Annotated in this window: 15 protein-coding genes; 6 read left to right on the forward strand and 9 right to left on the reverse strand. The window is 69.0% G+C overall.

The annotated features are described in order from the left end of the window. Positions 1 to 299: 299 nt before the first annotated feature. Together ACIA8E_RS12285 and ACIA8E_RS12290 are read left to right on the forward strand one after the other, a co-directional pair. Positions 300 to 2,903, forward strand: a complete 2,604-nt coding sequence (locus ACIA8E_RS12285) for a PA14 domain-containing protein (protein WP_399297138.1) — start codon at positions 300 to 302, stop codon at positions 2,901 to 2,903. 130 nt (positions 2,904 to 3,033) lie between these two features. Continuing rightward, positions 3,034 to 5,385 (forward strand): GH92 family glycosyl hydrolase, encoded by a 2,352-nt coding sequence (locus ACIA8E_RS12290; RefSeq protein ID WP_399297140.1) that lies wholly within the window; start codon positions 3,034 to 3,036, stop codon positions 5,383 to 5,385. A gap of 74 nt (positions 5,386 to 5,459) precedes the next feature. Here the strand turns inward: ACIA8E_RS12290 and ACIA8E_RS12295 are convergent, their stop codons facing one another. Together ACIA8E_RS12295 and ACIA8E_RS12300 are read right to left on the reverse strand one after the other, a co-directional pair. Continuing rightward, positions 5,460 to 5,792, reverse strand: a complete 333-nt coding sequence (locus tag ACIA8E_RS12295; RefSeq protein ID WP_399297142.1) for an STAS domain-containing protein — start codon at positions 5,790 to 5,792, stop codon at positions 5,460 to 5,462. Between the two features lie 258 nt (positions 5,793 to 6,050). After that, a complete protein-coding gene (locus ACIA8E_RS12300) occupies positions 6,051 to 6,563 on the reverse strand; it encodes a MarR family winged helix-turn-helix transcriptional regulator (protein WP_399297143.1) in 513 nt (170 codons plus the stop codon). A gap of 80 nt (positions 6,564 to 6,643) precedes the next feature. Here ACIA8E_RS12300 and ACIA8E_RS12305 point away from each other — a divergent pair, with 80 nt between their 5' ends. Continuing rightward, positions 6,644 to 7,807, forward strand: coding sequence for a PP2C family protein-serine/threonine phosphatase (locus ACIA8E_RS12305; protein WP_399297145.1), 1,164 nt, complete (start codon positions 6,644 to 6,646; stop codon positions 7,805 to 7,807). A gap of 63 nt (positions 7,808 to 7,870) precedes the next feature. Here ACIA8E_RS12305 and ACIA8E_RS12310 read toward each other — a convergent pair whose 3' ends face one another. From ACIA8E_RS12310 to ACIA8E_RS12335, 6 genes are all read right to left on the reverse strand, one after another. Beyond that, positions 7,871 to 8,326 (reverse strand): ATP-binding protein, encoded by a 456-nt coding sequence (locus ACIA8E_RS12310; protein ID WP_399297147.1) that lies wholly within the window; start codon positions 8,324 to 8,326, stop codon positions 7,871 to 7,873. 100 nt (positions 8,327 to 8,426) lie between these two features. After that, positions 8,427 to 8,870, reverse strand: coding sequence for a response regulator (locus ACIA8E_RS12315; protein WP_399297149.1), 444 nt, complete (start codon positions 8,868 to 8,870; stop codon positions 8,427 to 8,429). Beyond that, positions 8,867 to 10,492 (reverse strand): ATP-binding protein, encoded by a 1,626-nt coding sequence (locus ACIA8E_RS12320; protein ID WP_399297151.1) that lies wholly within the window; start codon positions 10,490 to 10,492, stop codon positions 8,867 to 8,869. The genes ACIA8E_RS12315 and ACIA8E_RS12320 overlap by 4 nt, the downstream gene beginning before the upstream one ends. Next, positions 10,485 to 11,711: a PP2C family protein-serine/threonine phosphatase gene (locus ACIA8E_RS12325; protein ID WP_399297153.1), complete on the reverse strand. Its 1,227-nt coding sequence runs from the start codon at positions 11,709 to 11,711 to the stop codon at positions 10,485 to 10,487. Before ACIA8E_RS12325 ends, ACIA8E_RS12320 begins: the two co-directional genes overlap by 8 nt. Before the next feature lie 225 nt (positions 11,712 to 11,936). After that, positions 11,937 to 12,095: a hypothetical protein gene (locus ACIA8E_RS12330; RefSeq protein WP_399297155.1), complete on the reverse strand. Its 159-nt coding sequence runs from the start codon at positions 12,093 to 12,095 to the stop codon at positions 11,937 to 11,939. Positions 12,096 to 12,152: 57 nt separating this feature from the next. Continuing rightward, entirely contained in the window at positions 12,153 to 13,052 is a 900-nt protein-coding gene (locus ACIA8E_RS12335; RefSeq protein WP_399297156.1) for an RNA polymerase sigma factor SigF, read from the reverse strand. Between the two features lie 456 nt (positions 13,053 to 13,508). Between ACIA8E_RS12335 and ACIA8E_RS12340 the strand changes: the two genes are divergently transcribed. From ACIA8E_RS12340 to ACIA8E_RS12350, 3 genes are all read left to right on the forward strand, one after another. Continuing rightward, on the forward strand, positions 13,509 to 14,993 hold the full coding sequence (locus tag ACIA8E_RS12340; RefSeq protein WP_399297158.1) for an SDR family NAD(P)-dependent oxidoreductase: 1,485 nt from the start codon (positions 13,509 to 13,511) through the stop codon (positions 14,991 to 14,993). 279 nt (positions 14,994 to 15,272) lie between these two features. Beyond that, complete coding sequence (locus tag ACIA8E_RS12345) at positions 15,273 to 15,446, forward strand: hypothetical protein (RefSeq protein ID WP_399297160.1); 174 nt, start codon at positions 15,273 to 15,275, stop codon at positions 15,444 to 15,446. 243 nt (positions 15,447 to 15,689) lie between these two features. Further along, entirely contained in the window at positions 15,690 to 18,050 is a 2,361-nt protein-coding gene (locus ACIA8E_RS12350) for an alpha-L-fucosidase (protein WP_399297162.1), read from the forward strand. Here ACIA8E_RS12350 and ACIA8E_RS12355 read toward each other — a convergent pair. Beyond that, entirely contained in the window at positions 18,028 to 19,464 is a 1,437-nt protein-coding gene (locus ACIA8E_RS12355; protein WP_399297164.1) for a lipase maturation factor family protein, read from the reverse strand. The two genes, ACIA8E_RS12350 and ACIA8E_RS12355, sit on opposite strands and share 23 nt — an antisense overlap. Positions 19,465 to 19,477 lie beyond the last annotated feature (13 nt).

A 19,477-nucleotide genomic window follows, 5' to 3' on the forward strand; every position in this document is an offset into this window, starting at 1 on the left:
TCGGCGGCGTCGGCCGCGGCGCCGGCCGGAGCGGGGCCGGGCCGTGCGGGCGGCGTCTGCGTCAGCCCGGGGGCGACGGGGTGGGGGCGGCCAGGAATGCGCAGACCAAGACGCGGAGCGGCCGTCCTGCCGGCCGGTCCGTCGCTGGCGTTCCGAGGCCTCCCTCCGGCCCTCTCCTTCGGATTGTCATGCACCTGGACAGTGGAACGGGAGTCGTGCTGTCATGCCAACTGTCATTCCTTCCAACGTTGTACATCCTGTTGCAACGAGCCGCCACCCTTCCTCACCAAGGAGGATCCGTGCGCATCAGAAAGAAACTCGTCCTGCTCCTCGCCGCCGCACTCGGTACCGCCGGGCTGTCCGGTGTGCCTGCCGCGTCCGCAGCCCCGGACCCCGGCAGCTCCGCCGAAGTGCACGGCCTGAAGGGCGAGTACTACACCCAGTCCGCCCCCGGCGCCTTCGACTTCGGGCAGCTCAAGGCCACCGGATTCGACCCGGACATCGACTTCCCCACTCTCGAGTCGCGCCTGAGCTCGGCCACCGGACAGGCCGACGACGCCAGCATCCGGTGGACCGGGAAGATCGTGCCGGAGAAGACCGGTTCCCATGTCTTCTCGATGATCGGGGACAACGGGTTCCGTCTCTGGATCGACGGAAAGCCCGTCATCGATCACTGGGTCGACGACTGGGAGAAGGAACAGACCTCGCAGCCGGTCGAGCTGACCGCGGGCAAGGCCTACGACATCAAGGTCGAGTACTTCGAACACTTCGGCGGGTCCAACCTGCACCTCAAGTGGACCGAACCCGGCGGCACCAAGGAACCCGTGCCGCAGTCCGCCTTCCGGTTGCCGGACGACTTCGCCTACGACGGGGCCATCGGTGCCACCGTCCTCGCCGACGGCCGCACTCTCAAGCTCGACTTCGCCCAGAAGCTCGCGGCCTTGCCCGACGGACTCACCAACCATCTCGATGCCGTCATCGGCGGTGCGACGTGGCCGCTCGGGGCCATCAAGGCCGATCCCGCCGATCCGCGCAGCCTCACCGTCGCGCTCAAGGAACCGGTCGTCGGGAACAAGGCCGGCGACGCCAACGGACTGGCCGATGTCCGTTACGACGGTCAGGGCGGGCTGGCCGGCCAGGACGGCAAGGCCGTCGGAGCTTTCTGGTCCAGCGGGCCCAACCGCTCCACGTACGAGCTGCGTACGAAATGGGCAGACGAGGTCGGACCGCACAACGCGCTGCCCGAGTACCCGCGACCACAGCTCACCCGTGACAACTGGCAGAACCTCAACGGCTCCTGGGAGTTCGCCGCGGCGAAGGCCGGGGAGCAGCCCCCGGTCGGCAGGAAGCTCGGAGAGAAGATCCTCGTTCCGTATCCGGTGGAGTCGCAGCTCTCCGGCGTCGAACGGCACGAGGACCGGATGTGGTACCGCCGTACCTTCACCGTTCCCCAGGGGTGGAAGGTCGGCGACGGCAAACGTCTGCAGCTGAACTTCGGAGCCGTCGACTGGCAGTCCGAGGTGTACGTCAACGGGCACAAGGTCGCCGAACACAAGGGTGGCTACGACAAGTTCGGCGCCGACATCACCGATGCGCTGAAGCCGGGGCGGACCCAGGAGCTGATCGTCGGCGTCTACGACCCGACCGACGCAGCCGACGGCGAGAACCCGCCGATGGGCAAGCAGCGCCTCGACCCCAGCGGCATCTGGTACACGCCGTCGTCCGGCATCTGGCAGACCGTGTGGATGGAGCCGGTCGCCGCCGATCACGTCGACTCGCTGAAGCTCACCCCCGACGTCCAGGGCGAGAAGGTCGCCGTCGAGGTGCGCGGGGTGCGTGACGGCGTGCCGGTCACGGCGACCGCGTACGACGGGAAGCGCAAGGTCGGCACCGTGAGCGGCCGCACCGGTTCGGCGCTGAACCTGCGTGTTCCGCACCCGCACCTGTGGTCCGCGAACGACCCGCACCTCTACCAGCTGAAGGTCTCCGTCGGCTCCGACCGGGTCGGCAGCTACTTCGGTATGCGGTCCATCGCCGTGGAGAAGGTGAACGGCACCCCGCGCACCGTTCTCAACGGCAAGCCGGTCTTCATGATGGCCACCCTCGACCAGGGCTTCTGGCCCGACGGGCTGCACACCGCGCCCACCGACGAGGCACTCGCGTCCGACCTGAGGATGCACAAGGCCATGGGGTTCAACTCCGTGCGCAAGCACATCAAGGTGGAGCCCGACCGCTGGTTCTACTGGGCGGACAAACTGGGCCTGCTGGTCTGGCAGGACATGCCGGCGATGAACACCGTCAACCCGTCCGCCGCCGCCCGCGCCGAGTACGAGCACGAGATGAAGGAGATGATCGACGAGCACTACAACCACCCGTCCGTCGTCATGTGGGTCACGTTCAACGAAGGCTGGGGCCAGTACGACGAGGCCCGTATCGCCGACCAGGCGAAGTCCTGGGACCCGACCCGGCTGGTCAACAGCATGTCGGGCATCAACCTGGGCGTCGACGGAGGCACCGGGGACATCATCGACGAGCACGGCTATCCGAGCCCGGCCCTGCCTACACCGGACGGGCAACGCGCCCTGGTCAGCGGCGAGTACGGCGGTCTCGGCCTGGCGGTACCGGGCCACGCCTGGGCCGTGCAGCAGTCGTACATCGCGGTCGACCAGTCGACCTACACCGATGACTACCTCGCCAAACTCGACGAGGTGCGGGCGCTCGCCTGCAAGGGCAGCAACGGCGCCGTCTACACCCAGATCTCCGACGTGGAGGGCGAGTTGAACGGACTCCTCACCTACGACCGGCGGATCGTCAAGCCCGACGTCAAGCGGGTCGAGGCGGCGCAGGACGCGCTCGTCCGCGATGCGTCCAACCCCGTTGTCGCGGGGTGCCCGTCGGCCTGACCGCTGACAGCACTCCGGCCCGCCCCTCCCCGGGCGGGCCGGAGTGTTCGTGTCCCAACCCTTGACGTCGATCACCGGGGAACCAAGAATGATCGCGCTCTGACAACGTTGTCCTAGGAGGAGTACACCCATGTACCGGACCCCACGGCCGAGACTCCGCGGCCCGGCGGCCGCACTCGCCGCTGTCGCGCTTCTCGGAGGTGTCCTCACCACCGGGGCCACGGCCCAGGCCGCGCCCCGTGCCGACGGACAACTGACCGATCTGGTCAACTCGTTCATCGGGACCCAGAACGAGGGCAACACATACCCCGGCGCGTCCGTGCCGTTCGGCATGGTGCAGCTCTCCCCGGACACCGGTCACAACACCGGCTACGACTACGCCGAGAACCACATACGCGGCTTCTCCGCCGTCCATCTCTCCGGTGTCGGCTGCGGTCTCGGCGGCGACCTGCCCACACTGCCCACCACCGGTGACGTCACCCAGACCGACTACGCCAAGTACGCGGCGGAGTTCAGTCACGACGACGAGAAGGCGAGCCCGGGCTACTACAAGGTCGGGCTGAAGACCGGGATCGACGCCGAGCTGACCGCGACCGAGCGCACCGGTGTGCAGCGTTACACCTTCCCGGCCACCGACAAGGCCAACGTCCTGCTCAACGCGGGCCAGTCGCTGCACCGGACGCTCTCGTCCACGGTGGAGATCCTCGACAACCGCACCGTACGGACCGCGATCACCGGCAGCGGCTTCTGCCAGGACACCAAGCCGTACACCGTCTACACGATCACCCATTTCGACCGTCCGTTCACCACCTCCGGCACCTGGAACGGCGACACCGTCGCCGAGGGCTCCAAGAAGTCCTCGGCCACCGACGCCCGCAACGGTGCCTGGCTGCGCTTCGACACCACCAAGGACCGCACCGTCGAAGCCACCACCGCGCTGAGCTACGTCGACGCCGAGGGCGCCGCGCTCAACCTCCGTGCCGAGGGCGGCCGGAGCTTCGACCGGGTCGAGCACGCCGCCCAGCAGTCCTGGGAGGACCGGCTGGAAGGTGTGAAGGCCAAGGGCGGCAGCGACGAACTGCGCCGGACCTTCTACTCGTCGCTCTACCGTTCGTTCCTCGCCCCCAACATCGGCAGCGACGTGGACGGCCGCTACACCGGCTGGGACCAGAAGACCCACCGCGCCAAGGGCTTCACCTACTACCAGAACTGGTCCCTCTGGGACACCTACCGCACCCAGGCCCAGCTCCTCTCGCTGCTCGCCCCGCGCGAGTCGCGTGACATGGCGATCTCCGTCCTGCGGATCGACGCCGAGAGCGGCTGGCTGCCCAAGTGGGGCTACGGCACGGTCGAGACGAACATCATGACCGGCGACCCGGTCACCCCGTTCCTCACCAACGCCTACCAGCAGGGGCTGCTGAAGGGGTACGAGGAGGAGGCGTACCGCGCACTGAAGAAGAACGCCGACGGCGTCCCGCCCGCCGACTCCGCACCGGTCGGCCGCGAAGCCAACGTCCAGTATCTGAAGGACGGCTTCGCCCCGTACATCAAGGACCGTCAGCACGCCAAGCCCGGGGACTCGGACTTCGACCACGGCGCCTCGGCCACCCTGGAGTACGCGCTCTCCGACGCCATGCTCGGCGAGATGGCCCACGACCTGGGCCACAAGGCCGACGCGAAGCGCTACGAGGACCGCGCCCAGAACTACCGGAAGATCTTCGACCCGTCGACCGGCTTCTTCCGTGCCCGTGACGCCTCCGGCGCCTTCACCGGACCTGCCGACCCGGCGCAGAGCGAGGGCTTCCACGAGGGCACGTCCTGGCAGTACCAGTGGCTCGTACCGCAGGACCTGCCGGGCATGGTCGGCCTGATCGGTGGCAAGGACGCCGCCAACCAGCGGCTCGACTCCTTCTTCGCGTACGACAAGCTGCTCGCCGATCCCGCGAAGACCGCCCGTGAGGTCTGGGTCAACGGCCCGTACGCGTACTACAACGCGGACAAGTACAACCCGCAGAACGAGCCCGACCTCATCGCCCCGTACACCTATCTCTCCACCGGGCAGCCGTGGAAGACCACCGACGTGGTGCACGCGGCGCTGACGCTCTTCACCGACGCCCCGACGGGCATGACGGGCAATGACGACCTCGGCACGATGTCCGCCTGGATGGTGCTCTCCTCCATCGGCGTCTTCCCGGTCCAGCCCGGCACCGACACCTGGGGCCTGTCCACGCCGGCCTTCGAACGTGTCGACATCAAGCTCGACCGGCGCTACTACCCGCACGGCGCGTTCACGGTGAGCGCGCCCGGAGCCTCGGAAAGCGACCGTTACATCCAGTCGGCGCGGATCGACGGTGCGGCGCAGGCGCGCACGTACCTCACCACCGACGACATCCGCTCGGCCCGTTCGCTCTCCTTCACGGTGGGCAGCAGCCCGTCGGCATGGGGCACCTCGCCGGAGGACGCTCCGCCCGCTCTCGGCTGAGCCCCGCTCCGCCGAAAACCCGGACGCCCGCCCCCTCGGTTCACCAGGGGGCGGGCGTCCGCGCTTGCCGGGGGTCAGGCCGGCAACGCCGGGTCGATGGCCTCCGCCACGGTGGCGAAGACCGGCACCGCGCTGTCCAGCCCGAGCACGCGGATGAGCCGCTCCATGAACGGCGACGGCGCGGCCAGCCGCATCCGGGGGCCCAGCAGGGACTGCCCGTGGAGCAGCATGTTCACCGTCGTGGAGTCCGCGAACGACACGGCGGAGAGCTCGACGACGACCGGGGCCAGTCCCTCCCGCGCCGCGTTCTCCAGCGCAGTGCCGAGAAGGCCGACGTTGTCGATGTCGAACTCACCCGACAAGGCGAGTATCAGCGCTCCCCGCTCCTGGCGTGGGACGATTCGCATGGCCTTGTCTTCGCTGGGCGGTGGAAGCACGGAAGGCACCTCAGGATGCACTGGGTGGACGGGAACGGCCGCCGCGGGCGGACGGCTCGGTCGCGATCCGTCCCGGCTCGCGGCGTGGGGTACCTGCCGAACGATAGAAGGAACAGTTGTCGCTTGACAACATTCTCCGTGGGTAACAATCTATTTCCAGTTGATCAACAACGACCGTACCCACGTCGGGTCCGGCTCACTCACGCGCAGGACAGGGGCCGGATGAAGCTAGGCGCTCTCCGCGACATCGTCGCGCAGCCGGGTTCCCGGACCGCCGTCCGCCCCGATCCGCTCGCCGGCGGCCGTGTTGAACGCGGCCAGCCCTTCCGCGAGGGCCGCCACCGCGGCCTGCGGCATGCTTCCCAGCACCGCGGCGAACTCCCGGGTGCGGATCGCCCGGTACTCCTCCAGCAGAGTGCGGCCCCGCTGGGTCAGCCGGAGCTCGACCTCCCGGCGGCTGGTGGCACTGGGCTCCCGCCGGACCATGCCCATGGCCTCCAGGCGGTCACAGAGCCGGCTCACCGAGGGTGCGCGCGAACCGAGCGCCTCACCGAGCGACCGGAGATTGCTGCCCTCCTGCTGCTCGATCACGAGCAGCGCCCGCAGCTGGGACGGCGAGAACGCGACCGGAGTCGCGGCCTCCTGCCCCCGCGACCACAACACCTCCAGCAGCTCGGAGGCGGAACAGACATCCGCGGACACCTGCTCCAGGGGGCGCGGGTGACCGGTGGTACGGGGCATCCATCCACTCTTTCACTCCGCACACCCGTCTGTCAGCCCGGAACCGGCCCCGTCGCCGCCCGAAGAAAGCCCGGGAGACCGTGAACGCCCGCCAGGAGATCGAAAGAGCGGTGCGGGCGGCGGCGCCGTACGCCCTGGTGGAGACGGTCCGCGAGGCACTGCGCAGGGAGTACGGCGCGCTCCGCGTCCAGCTCCTGCTGGCGGACTACGGCATGACCGTGCTCAAGCCCGTCGACCCCGCCGACGACCCCGGCGACTCCCTGTCGATGCACAACAGCCCGGAGGGCCGGGCCTTCGGCAGCCAGGAACCGCGCGAACAGCCCCTCCGGCACGACGACTCACTCGACCATCACCTCCCGGTGACGGTGCGCGGAGAACGGCTCGGCATCCTCACCGTGCGCCTGCCCGCCGAGAGCTCCACCCCGGGCACGGTGGACGAGCTGACCCACGTGGCCGACCTCCTCGGCCACGAGATCCTGGTCGCGGAACGGGACACCGACCTCTACCAGCGGGCGCGCCGGGTCAGCAGGCTCACGCTCGCCGCCGAAATGCAGTGGCAGCTCCTTCCCGCGCGGGCCTGCACCGCGGCGGAGTACGCCATCGGCGCCCAGCTGGAACCCGCCTACGCCATCCACGGCGACAACTTCGACTGGTCCGCCGATGCCGGCGAGCTGACGGTCGCCGTCACCAACGGCATGGGCGAGGGCATCCAGGCGTCCCTGCTCACCAACCTCGCCGTGAACGCGCTGCGCAACGCCAGACGTGCCGGGATCGGTATCGTCGACCAGGCGTCCCTCGCGGACCAGGCGATCTACGGGCTGTACCGCGGCAGTGCCCACGTCTCCACCCTGCTGCTCCACTTCGACCTGGCCACCGGCCGGGTGGGCGCCGTCGACGCCGGCTCTCCCCAGCTGTGGCGGCTGCGCGGCAGGACGGTGGCCCGCATCGGCTTGGAGGCGGAGCTTCCGCTCGGCATGTTCGAGGAGTCCCAGTACTCCGTCCAGGAGTTCCAGGTAGTGCCCGGGGACCGGCTGCTGCTGGTCAGCGACGGTGTCTACGAGGCGGTGTCGCCACTGGGGGAGGCGTACGGGGAACGGGCCCTGGCCCGCGCGATCCTGGCGACCAGGCTGCTGCCGGCCGCCACCGTGCCGCGCGCCGTCCTGCGTGAGCTGGCCGACTACCGGGGCGCGGAGACGCTCGACGACGCTCTCGTCATGTGCATCGACTGGTTCGGCAGGCAGTGAGGGACTCTTCCCCGGGACACGGCCCGAGGGTCTCCGCAGGACCGGGGCCGGGCTGCCACCGGGTCAGCTGCTGAGCTCGAACTCGGCCCGGATCCGCTTGCCCACCGGTACGCGTTCGGCAGTCAGGCGGTCGCAGAGGGCGACGACGATCTCCATGCCGTGACCGCCGAGGCGGCTCGGGTCGGGGGAGTAGAAGACGGGAAGCGCCGTGCTGCTGTCGTAGACCGTGACGCTGATCCGCTGCGCGGTGCCCTCCAGCTCCAGCAGGTAGGGGCCGTGGCTGTAGCGGTCGGCGTTGGTGACCATCTCGCTCACGGCCAGCATGAGGTCGTTACGGGTGTGCTCGCCGAGCACTGCCAGCCATTCGCTGGTGAGTCGCATCAGGAAATGATCGGCCAGCGCGCGTGCCTGCGCGATGCAACCCGGCTCACCACCGAACACTTCGGCGATGTGGAGTGCCTCAGTGAGCCGGTGACCCGGGTGCGGGGCGTCCGGCGGGGAGAGGGCGTGTTGGTTCATGAGCTCCAGCCAGGGCGCAGCGGGGGAGGTCGGTGACCTTTTCTTCGCGGTTCATCTACCCGTGTCATGAGATCCCACTCCTGGGCATGGCGGCGGGGGGTCAGGAGCGGCCCGGCAGCCGTACCACCGTCACGAAGAACTCGTCGATCTGGCGCACGGCCGAGATGAACTGATCCAGGTCCACCGGCTTGGTGACATACGCGTTGGCATGCAGTTTATAGCTGCGCAGGATGTCCTCCTCGGCGGAGGACGTCGTGAGCACGACCACCGGAATGAGCGCCAGCTCCGGGTCGCTCTTGATCTTTTCGAGGACCTGTCGGCCGTCGTACCGGGGCAGGTTCAGGTCGAGCAGGATCAGGTCGGGGCGTGGAGCGTCGCTGTGGTCGCCGCGGCGGTAGAGGAAGTCCAGCGCCTCCTGGCCGTCCCGCGCCACATGGAGAGTGTTGCGGATCTTGTTGTCCGCGAAAGCCTCCCGGGTCATGAGCTCGTCGCCGGGGTCGTCCTCCACGAGAAGGACTTCGATGGGCTGTACCGGGGTGTTCACTTTGCGTCTCCGGAGGGATCGGGACCAGGAGCGGGGGCGGCGGGCTCCGCGGCCGTGGGGCCCGCCTCATCGGGGCTGACCGGCAGCGAGAAGTGGATGCGAGCGCCTTCGCGGTACTCGGGGTCCAGCCAGATCCGGCCGCCGTGGAATTCGATGATCTTGCGGCAGAGCGCGAGTCCGATACCCGTGCCGTCGTAGTCCTCGCGGGAGTGCAGGCGCTGGAAGATGACGAACACCTTCTCCGAGAACTCCGGGGCGATGCCGATGCCGTTGTCCTGCACGGTGAAACGCCATTCGTCCTCCTCCCGGACACAGCTGACCGTGATCACGCAGGGAACCTCGGGCCTGCGGAACTTCACCGCGTTCCCGATCAGGTTCTGCCAGACCATCGTGAGCGTCGTCGGGTCACCGATCACCTGCGGCAGCGGGTTCTCCCGGACGACGGTGGTGCCGGTCTCCTCGATGGACAGTGCGAGATTGGCCTCGGCACGGTCCATCGAGCGGTCGAGGTCCACGGAGTTCCAGCTGTCGTGGACCCGGCCCACCCGCGAGAAGGTGAGCAGATCGTTGATGAGTACCTGCATCCGCTTGGCTCCGTCGACCGCGAAGTCGATGTACTGCTTGCCCCGCGCGTCCAGCTCCTCGCCGTACCGCTTCTCCAGGAGCTGGCAGAACGATGCCACCTTGCGCAGCGGCTCCTGGAGGTCGTGCGAGGCGACGTAGGCGAACTGCTCCAGTTCGGAGTTGGAGCGCCGGAGCTCGTCGGTCTGCTGGGCCAGCAGCGATTCACGCTCCTGGGCCTCTTCGAGCTCCAGCACCAGACGGCTGCGCATGTCCTCGACGGCTGCCGCCACCGCCCGCACGTCGGACGGCCCGTTCACCTCTATACGGTGCCTGAAAGCACCGGCCCGCACCTTGCCCGAGCCGATGGCGAGGACGCTCAGCGGGCGGGCCACCACACGGTTGAACAAGATGCTGAGCGCGACCACGGACAGCACGAAGACGAGCACCAGGGCGATCATCGCCCGGTCGCGTATGACCCGGGCGTCATTGAGCTCGGCGCGGGCCCGGTCCCGGGCGGCATCGAGATGCCGCTGCTGCGTGCCGTACAGCGAGCGCAGGATGTCGAATTCCTGCTTGCTCTCCAGGATCCTGGTGGCGGAGTCTGCCGCCGGACCCTGTCGGGCCGCGGCGATCAACGGCTCCGCGTGGAGGGTGCGCCAGCGCGCGGAAGCCCTGGCGATCCGGTCCAGATCATCGCTGAACGGCTGTTCGTCACCGAGTACCGCTCGCACCCGGGTGATCCGCTGTTGCTCGTCGCGCTTGCCGGCCTCGTACGGTTCGAGGAAGGTCTTGTCGCCGCTGAGGGCGTACCCGCGGACCCCGGTCTCCTGATCGAGCAGGGCATTCTGCAGCTGGAAGGCGGTGGAGCGGGCCGGCTGGATGCGGTCCACCAGCTCGGTGGTCCTGTCGGATATTCGGGCCAGCACGAGCCCTCCTACCACCAGGCACCCGCAGACGACCAGCACGAAGCCGGCCAGGATCAGGTGCACCCAGTTCTGGACCGACAGGCGTGAGAACCACCGCTTGCGCGAGGCCGGTCCGGTGGCTGTGTCACTCATGGGGGGAATCTCTCCAGCCGAGATGCAGTACGGCGACGTCGTCGGCAAGGCCGCCGTAGGGCGAGGCGCCCTCGGTGGCGCCGGCGACCAGCGCGTCGACGAAGGGGCGGGCGGCAAGATCTCCGATGCTCCGCGCCATGGCGAGCAGCCCCTCTTCGCCGAGCCGGGAGTCAGGACCCGTGCGCCCCTCGAAGAGTCCGTCGGTGAAGAGCACCACCCCGCCGTCGCGGGGGAGGACGAGTTCCGTCGTCGACCACTCGCCGGTTCCGGGAAGCAGCCCCAGCGCCATACCGCCCTCGGGCTCCACCCACTCGACCTCCGTGCCGCGCCGCAGCAGGAGCCCGGGGTGTCCGGCCCGCACCACCCTGACGTGCTCGGCGTCGGGCGGAAAGACGAGCGAGGTCACCGTTGCGAAGACATGCGGGTCGGAACGCTCGGCGACCAGAATCGCTTCCAGGAGCCGTATCTGTTCCAGCGGGTCGGTGTCGCACAGCACGGCCGTACGCCATGCCACACGCAGACACACACCGAGAGCGGCCTCCGCCGCGCCATGCCCCGACACATCGCCGATCACGGCGTGCACGGTGCCGTCGGGTGTCTGCACCACGTCGTAGAAGTCGCCGCTCAGCAGACCGTGCGCGCGGCCCGGCTCGTAGCGGGCGACAGCATCGAAAGTCTCGTCGCGCAGCAGCGGCACGGGTAGCAGCCCGCGTTCCAGGCGCGCGTTCTCCTGGGCCATCAGCCGGTTGGCACGCAGCGCGGCGGCGGCCCGTTCGACCTGCTTGCGCTGGAGGGCGTAGCGAACGGCGCGGGACAGCGCCTGAGGGTCGAGCCGTCCCTTGACGAGGTAGTCCTGCGCTCCGGTGGCCACGGCGGTGAGGCCCGCCTCGGCTTCGGCAAGTCCGGTCAGTACGACGATCGCGGCGTCCGGCGTCCTCTCCACGATCTGGGTGACCGCCTGCAGCCCGTGCACATCGGGCAGATGCAGGTCGAGCAGCACGCAGACCGGGGTGCTGAGGGTCCGCAGGAACTCCAGCGCCTCGGTCAGTGACTTGCGCCAGATGAGTCCGGAGTCCAGCTCGCTGTCGGCGAGCATCTCCTCGACGAGGAGGGCGTCTCCGGCGTCGTCCTCGACCAGCAGGATCGTGGCATCGACATTCCATACCGAACGCCCCGGGCCGTGCTGCACCGGGAGGGCCGCGAGGGCCGGCTCAGACACTCTCCACCCCCTCGTACGGTCGGCGCAGGTAGTTCCCGGGCGCCCCGCAGCATATGCGAAGGAGCGCTGTCGCCGTGCCGCCGGGCGTGGACGAAACGCCTCGGTACGGTCTTCGTGCGACGGGGATGCCCGAGGCGGGCGGGCACGGCGTGCCGGGGATCGCCCCACCGGAACGGGCGGCATCGCGCCGCCCGTTCGGGTGGCTCAGCTCGGTGGGATGCCGCCCTACGTCGTCTCCATGCGCAGCAGATCGTACGGAACGAGCCCGGCGGGTTCCGCCACCGTCCCGGCCTCCGCTCCCGCGCGGACGGCCGGGACCGCTGCCGGCTCCAGGACCGCGCGGGCGCCGTCTCCGGCTGCCGCGGCATCACGCAGGCGATGCACGGTCTGTTCGAGCGCGGAGCGATCGATGGGGGTACGCCTTCGCGCTCCGTACCGCGGTCAGGCCTCCACGGACATCCCCGCGCGCAGCCGCTGGACGATCCGTGCCAGCAACCGCGAGACGTGCATCTGCGAGACGCCGAGCTCGGCACCGATCTGGGACTGTGTCATCTCCTGCCCGAACCGCATCTGCACGATCCGCCGCTCGCGGTCGTCCAGCTTCTCCAGCAGCGGAGCCAGCGCGTGGAGATTCTCGACCGTCTCCATGCCGGGGTCGGTCTCACCGAGGAGTTCGGCGTACGACCGCTGGTCCTTGCTCGACTCCGTGTCGGCCGAGGGGGTGTCCAGGGAACCGGCGGAGTACCCGTTGGCGGCGACGAGCCCCTCGATGACCTCCTCCTCCGGAAGGTCGAGATGGGCTGCCAGCTCCCTGACGGTGGGGTCGCGGTCCAGCTCGGCCGAGAGCTGCTCCTTCGCCTTCGCGAGGTCGACACGCAGCTCCTGGAGTCGGCGCGGCACATGCACCGACCAGGTGGTGTCACGGAAGAACCGCTTGATCTCGCCGACGATGTACGGCACGGCGAAGGTGGCGAACTCCACGTCACGGGAGAGGTCGAACCGGTCGATCGCCTTGATCAGGCCGATCGTGCCGACCTGCATGATGTCCTCGGTGTCGTCACCGGCCCGGTTGCGGAACCGCGACGCGGCGAAGCGCACCAGCGAGAGATTCATCTCGATGAGGGTGTTGCGCGCGTACTGGTAGTCGTGCGTGCCCTCTTCGAGCACCTGAAGCTTGTCGAGGAACAGCTTGGAAAGCTGGCGCGCGTCCTTCGGGGCGACCTTTCCGGTGTCCTCGATCCACGGGAGTTCAGCATCCCTGACATCTCCGCCGTCGGTGAGAGCACCGGTCTGCTGGTGCAGTGTTCCTGCTCCGCTGATCTGCTCCGACGCGGTCGCCATGTCGTCGCCCTCCCTGTTCGTTGGATACATCGAGCCGCGTCTGCCCCGCCTCCCCTGAGTAATGCGCGAGGATCCGAATTTTTTTCGCCGGTCCGGTCACAGCGTGCACTGTGTCCCATTATGTGTGTTTCGTCTCGTCCGGCGGTGTCCCTCGGACCGGTTCTGACGGGCGCCCACGGACGAGACCCTGTCCGCGCAGGGCCCCCAGTGGCTTCACCGGTCGCCCCGGTCCATGGCGCCCCTCACACGTCCCGCCGTTCCGCTCCGCGTACCCGGATGGAGCAGCGCGGCGGACATGGCAGACTTGAGCGGGGCATTCGGCCCGAAGTGCGGCGGCTTCGCGCAAGCCCGCAGCCGGGCCTCAACACCGTGGATGTCGGTCCTCGTGAGCCCACGGCGGCAGTGCGCCCGGGGCCGCCGAGAGATCCCGGCGGCATGACTGACAGAGGAACGGCAATGACGGTGACAGAGGACAGCCAAGAGCTCGCTCCCGGTATCGAGGAGTTCGGTGCCGGTATCGACCCCGAGCGGCTGGCCGTCTGCCTGAGCGTGCTCGACGAACTCGACTCCATCGAGGTCGACCACCCGGACGCCGTCGCTGTGCGCCGCGCCACCGCCGGTGTCTACCGGACGGTGAAGCAGCGCCGCCGCCAGGAGCGCCGGGCAGCCAAGACCGCGCACGACAAGGCCGTCACCGAAGCCACAGCCACCGGGTCGGCCGAACGCATCGACGACGAGACCCAGGGCGTCCTGCCGTCCTCCTCGGCCGGTGCCGAGATCGCCGGGATACTTCAGCGGCCCCGGTCCTGCTACATCTGCAAGACCCGGTACGTCGAGGTCGACGCGTTCTACCACCAGCTCTGCCCGCAGTGCGCCCAGGAGAACCGGTCCCGCCGCGACGCGCGCACCGACCTCACCGGGCGCCGGGCGCTCCTCACCGGCGGCCGAGCCAAGATCGGCATGTACATCGCGCTGCGGCTGCTGCGCGACGGCGCGCACACCACGATCACCACCCGCTTCCCCAACGACGCGATCCGCCGCTTCAAAGCGATGCCGGACAGCGCCGAGTGGATCCACCGGCTGAAGATCGTGGGCATCGATCTGCGCGACCCCGCCCAGGTCGTCGCGCTCGCCGACTCGGTGGCCGCCGACGGTCCGCTGGACATCCTGATCAACAACGCCGCCCAGACGGTGCGCCGCTCCCCGCAGGCGTACAGCGAACTGGTGAGTGCCGAATCCGCCCCGCTGCCCGCGGGCGAGCTCCCCGCCGCCGAGATCATCGGCACCTTCGGGAGCGGTTCGGTCGACCGCGTCGCGGCACTGCCCGCCGCCCGCAAGGAGGGCCTGACCGCGCAGGACGTCACCGAGCTCGCCCTGGTCACCGGCTCCGCGTCGCTGGAACGGATCGCCGCCGGCACCGCGATCGACGCGGGCGGTCTCGTACCCGACCTGCATCACACCAACAGTTGGATCCAGACGGTCGAAGAGGTCGAACCGATCGAGCTGCTCGAGGTCCAGCTCTGCAACTCCACCGCGCCGTTCATCCTGATCAGCCGGCTCCGCCCGGCGATGGCCGCGACGGCCGCCAAGCGGGCCTACGTGGTCAACGTCTCGGCGATGGAGGGCGTGTTCAGCCGGGGTTACAAGGGCGCGGGCCACCCGCACACCAATATGGCCAAGGCTGCGCTGAACATGCTCACCCGCACCAGCGCCCAGGAGATGTTCGAGAAGGACGGCATCCTGATGACCGCCGTAGACACCGGCTGGATCACCGACGAGCGTCCGCACCCCGACAAGATCCGCCTGGCCGAGGAGGGCTTCCACGCCCCGCTGGATCTGGTCGACGGCGCCGCCCGGGTCTACGACCCGATCGTGCGAGGTGAAGAGGGCGAAGACCTGTTCGGCTGCTTCCTCAAGGACTACGCGCCCGCAGGCTGGTAGATCGCCCAGATGTCCGAAAGTGAGCCACAGCACGCATTCCATCGAGCGCGGACGCGCTCATTTGGTTAGTCTGATGTGCACGGACGCCACCAAGGGATCCACAAAACCTCCTCGGCCGTCCTGGGACAGGTCTGTAACCAGGCCGCCGTCCCCGATCCACACCCGGCGCCACCGCGACCGAACTGTTCCTTCCCCTGCCCCTCATGGGCAGTCGATTTCCGGTTACTGAGGCCGGAGGCTCGGCGCCGCCCGGGGTGACGTGACACTAAGGAGTGCGCGGTGACACCAGAACTGACGAAGCACGAGAAGCGACCGGCGGAGCGAAACGGAGAGCGGGCCAAGCGGCCCGAGAAGCTCCGGAACATCGAAGTCTGGGCCAGGTCCGCACCGATCCGGCTGGCCGGCTACGAGGACGACCTCGCCGAGCCGCACATCCTGCCGGGCATCGACTGATCTTCCGGCCCGACCCACGCGGCCCGATCACTCGCCCCGGTCCGTCAGCTCGGAAGCCCCGGCCCTCCGCCACCACGGAGAGCCGGGGCTTCGGCATGTGGTCCGGCAACTCGGCAGAACCGGTCGGGCCGGCCGGCCCGACCGTAGGTCCATCCAGTCATCCGATGGTTGTGGGGAAGAAGTTTCGTTCTGTCTGGAAAATTTCATTGACAGGTCCCCGCCACGCTCCAATCATCGGACGTCATGACCGAACTTCCCAGACGCCATGTACTCGGAATGACGGCAGGGGCGGCAGTCGGCGCCGCCCTGCTCACCCCCGCCACCGCCGATGCGGCCCCACGAACCGCAGCCGCACTCCTAGGGCCGGACGCCCACGCCGGCGACTGGGGCACCGTCCCCGCCGCCGTCCCCGTGCCCCTGGACAACTGGTTCGACAACGACGGCATCGATACCGCCGAGGCCCGTGGCGGCAACTTCGACGGCTCCGGCTACACCTTCCCCGGTGAGGAGCTCCCCGCCGGAGAAAGAGAGATCGACGGCACCACGTTCCTCTTCCCCGCCTCCGGCGCCGGTGCCAAGAACAACATCGTCGCCCTCGGCCAGCGCATCGACTTGCCGCCCGGCCGCTACCTCTCCGGGCTCTTCCTCACCGCATGCAGCTACGGCGCCGCCTCCGGCCGGGCCACCGTCCACTACGCGGACGGCACCACATCGACCCCCGCCCTCGGCGGCCCCGACTGGTATTCCGGCAGCGGCGCGCTGACCGCCGCGTACCGCTACAGCCCCGACGGCGACAGGGACGCCCACCAGGTCTCCATCGCCGTCACCGAGATCGCGCTCGACCCGACCAGGGAAGCCGTCGCGCTGACCCTGCCCACCACTCGGCCCGCCGAGGCCAACAGCTCGTCCCTGCACATCTTCGCGCTGTCGCTCCAGCCGGCCGCCGAGGGGCGGGCACTGTCCCTGCGGGACGCGCACTCCACCACCTCGCTGCTGGACTCCGGCGCGCAGAGCGTCGAGGCCACCGTCGTCAACGCGGGCACCGTCGCCGTCCTCGCCACCGACGGCCTCAGCCTCTCCGTGGACGTCCCCGGAGCCCGTACCGTCGAACCCGCCCGCATCACCCGGCTCGCCCCCGGCGACCAGGCCCGCGTCCGGATCGGCATCCGCAGCAGGCCGGGAACCGCACCCGGCACCGCCCAGGACGGCAACGTTGTCGCGCGCGGCCGCGGACAGCAGGCGGCCACCGTCCGCCGCTCGCTCACCCTCGGCGTCCCCGACTACCGGCCCACCGACACCTCCCTCTCCACCCACCAGGCGCCGTACTGGTTCCAGGAGGCGAAGTTCGGCATCTTCATCCACTGGGGGGTCTACTCGGTACCCGCCTGGGCGCCGGTGGGTACGCAGTACGCCGAGTGGTACTGGAACCAGATGCAGGACCCCAACAACCCGACGTACGCCCACCACCGCGACACGTACGGCGAGTCCTTCAACTACGACGACTTCATCCCGCAGTTCCGCGCCGAGCGTTTCGACCCCCGGTCCTGGGTGGAGCTGTTCCGGGACGCGGGCGCGCAGTACCACGTCCTCACCTCCAAGCACCACGAGGGATTCGCGCTCTGGGACACCAAGCTCTCCGACCGCAACGCGGTGAAGATGGGGCCGGGGCGCGACCTGGTCAAGGAGCTCTTCGACGCCTCGCGCCGCTACACCCCGGAACTGCATCGAGGGCTGTACTTCTCGATGCCCGAGTGGTTCAACCCGGACCGCCCTTGGATGGGCCACGCCCCGCGCAACCCGTACACCCTGGAGCCTGTCCCGTACACCGGATACACAGCGGGCAAGGACTACGTCACCGAGTTCCAGGGCCCGCAGATGCTGGAGCTGGTCCACGGGTACGACCCCGAGATCCTCTGGTGCGACATCGGCGGCGACAACGACAGTCACCGGGTGCTGTCCGAGTACTTCAACCACGCCAAGAACCGGGCACGGCCCATCGATGTCACCGTCAACAACCGCTCCGGGATCGGGACATACGACTTCACGACGCCCGAATACACGACGTACGACCAGATCGTCACGGCGAAATGGGAGTCCAGCCGGGGTCTCGACCCGTTCTCGTACGGCTACAACGCCCAGACACCCGACGAGAAGTACATGACGACCGAAGAGGTCGTGCACTCGCTCGTCGACATCGTCTCCAAGAACGGTAATTTCCTGCTCGACATCGGACCGAAGGCCGACGGCACGATCCCCGAGATCATGCAGCGCCGGCTGCGGGAGACGGGGGAGTGGCTCAAGACCAACGGCGAAGCCATCCACGGGACCACGTACTGGTCACGGATGCCGCAGCTCGGCGAGGACCTGCGGTTCACCGTCCGGCCGGACAAGGCCTTCTACATCCACTCGCTGGCGCAGCCCGGCGCGACCCTCACCGTCGAGGCCCCGGTGCCGATCCGCAGCGGCGACCGGGTCACCCTGCTCGGGTACGACCGGCCGCTCCACTGGCGCACCACAGGCGGCTCGCTGGTGATCGACGTACCGGCGGGCGCCCGGAGGACCGGGAAGCACGCCTGGGTCTTCAAGGTCGCCTGGTCGGGCTGAGGAACGAGGGCCCGAGTGAGACGGGCCGGATGAAGTCCCGCACATAGGTGCGGTGCCACCAGTGTCCCGTGGCCCGCAGTTCGCGCCAGGTCGTGTACCGGTAGTGGTACACCCTGGCGCGAACGTGTGCGGGCGGGACGTCGGGGAACGGGTTGTGGCGCAGCAGCCGCAGCGTGTCCCGGTCGTTCTCCAGCAGCCGCTCCACGAACGGGCCGAACCAGGACTGTGCGTATGCGGGGGACAGCGCCGCGAACCACATCAGCCAGTCGAGCCGCAGATGGTACGGGGCGAACTGGCGCGGCAGCCGGCGCGGATCACCCGGTTTGCCGTGGAAGCCGTACTCCTGCCAGACCGTGCCCGGGTGGAGCAGCTGCTCGTCGGTGCCCTCGACCACGATCTCCAGGCGGACCCGGCTGATGCTGCCGAACGCACCGTAGGTATTGACGAGATGCAGTGGGTCGAAGGAGCGGTTCATCACCTGGCGGCGGGAGATCAGGTTGCGCGCCGGACGGTAGCTGAGCACCACGACCAGCGCGGTGACGGCGACGACCACCACCTCGTACCAGAGCGGCGGCGCGGACTGTGCGGGCGGCGTGGCCACCAGGGACCAGTCGACGGCGGACAGGGCGAGGGTGATGGTCACCCAGTTCAGCCAGGCGAAGTTCCCGGACAGCACCAGCCACAGCTGGGTGGCGATCATCAGCCCGGCGGCCGCACTCGACACCGGCTGCGGGGCGAACAGCAGCACCGGGACCAGGAGCTGGGTGACATGGTTGGCCGCCACCTCGACCCGGTGGAGCGGCTTCGGCAGCCGGTGGAAGAACCAGCTCAGCGGGCCCGGCATCGGCTGGGTCTCATGGTGGAAGTCCAGACAGGTCAGCCGGCGCCAGCACTCGTCGCCACGGATCTTGATCAGTCCGGCGCCGAACTCGACCCGGAACAGCACCCAACGGAGCAGCCACAGCACCAGGACCGGCGGAGCCGTACCGGCGTTGCCGAGAAAGACGGCGAGGAAGCCGGTCTCCAGGAGCAGCGACTCCCAGCCGAAGCTGTACCAGACCTGACCGACCTGGACGATCGACAGATACAGCGCCCAGGGCAGCAGCCAGAGCAGGATCGCCGCCCACAGCGGAACGTACGAGTCCACCCCCGCGATCAGCGCGACCGCGACGGCGCAGCCCGTCCAGCAGACGACGGCGAAGAAACGGTCGGAGTAGTGGAGGCGGAAGAGACCGGGGGCGTCCCGCCAGTCCGTACGACGCAGGAACTCCGGCACCGGGAGCATGCCGCGCTCGCCGATCAGCGCCCGGAACTGGAGCGCGGCGGCGAGAAAGGCAACCAGATAGATGCCGGCGAGAGCCCGCTGGAAGATCAGCCGGCTGAGCCAGTAGCCATCTGCGGTGAACCACTCCATCACGTCCAGTATC

Source organism: Streptomyces sp. NPDC051664 (assembly GCF_044453545.1).
Classification (GTDB): Bacteria; Actinomycetota; Actinomycetes; order Streptomycetales; family Streptomycetaceae; genus Streptomyces.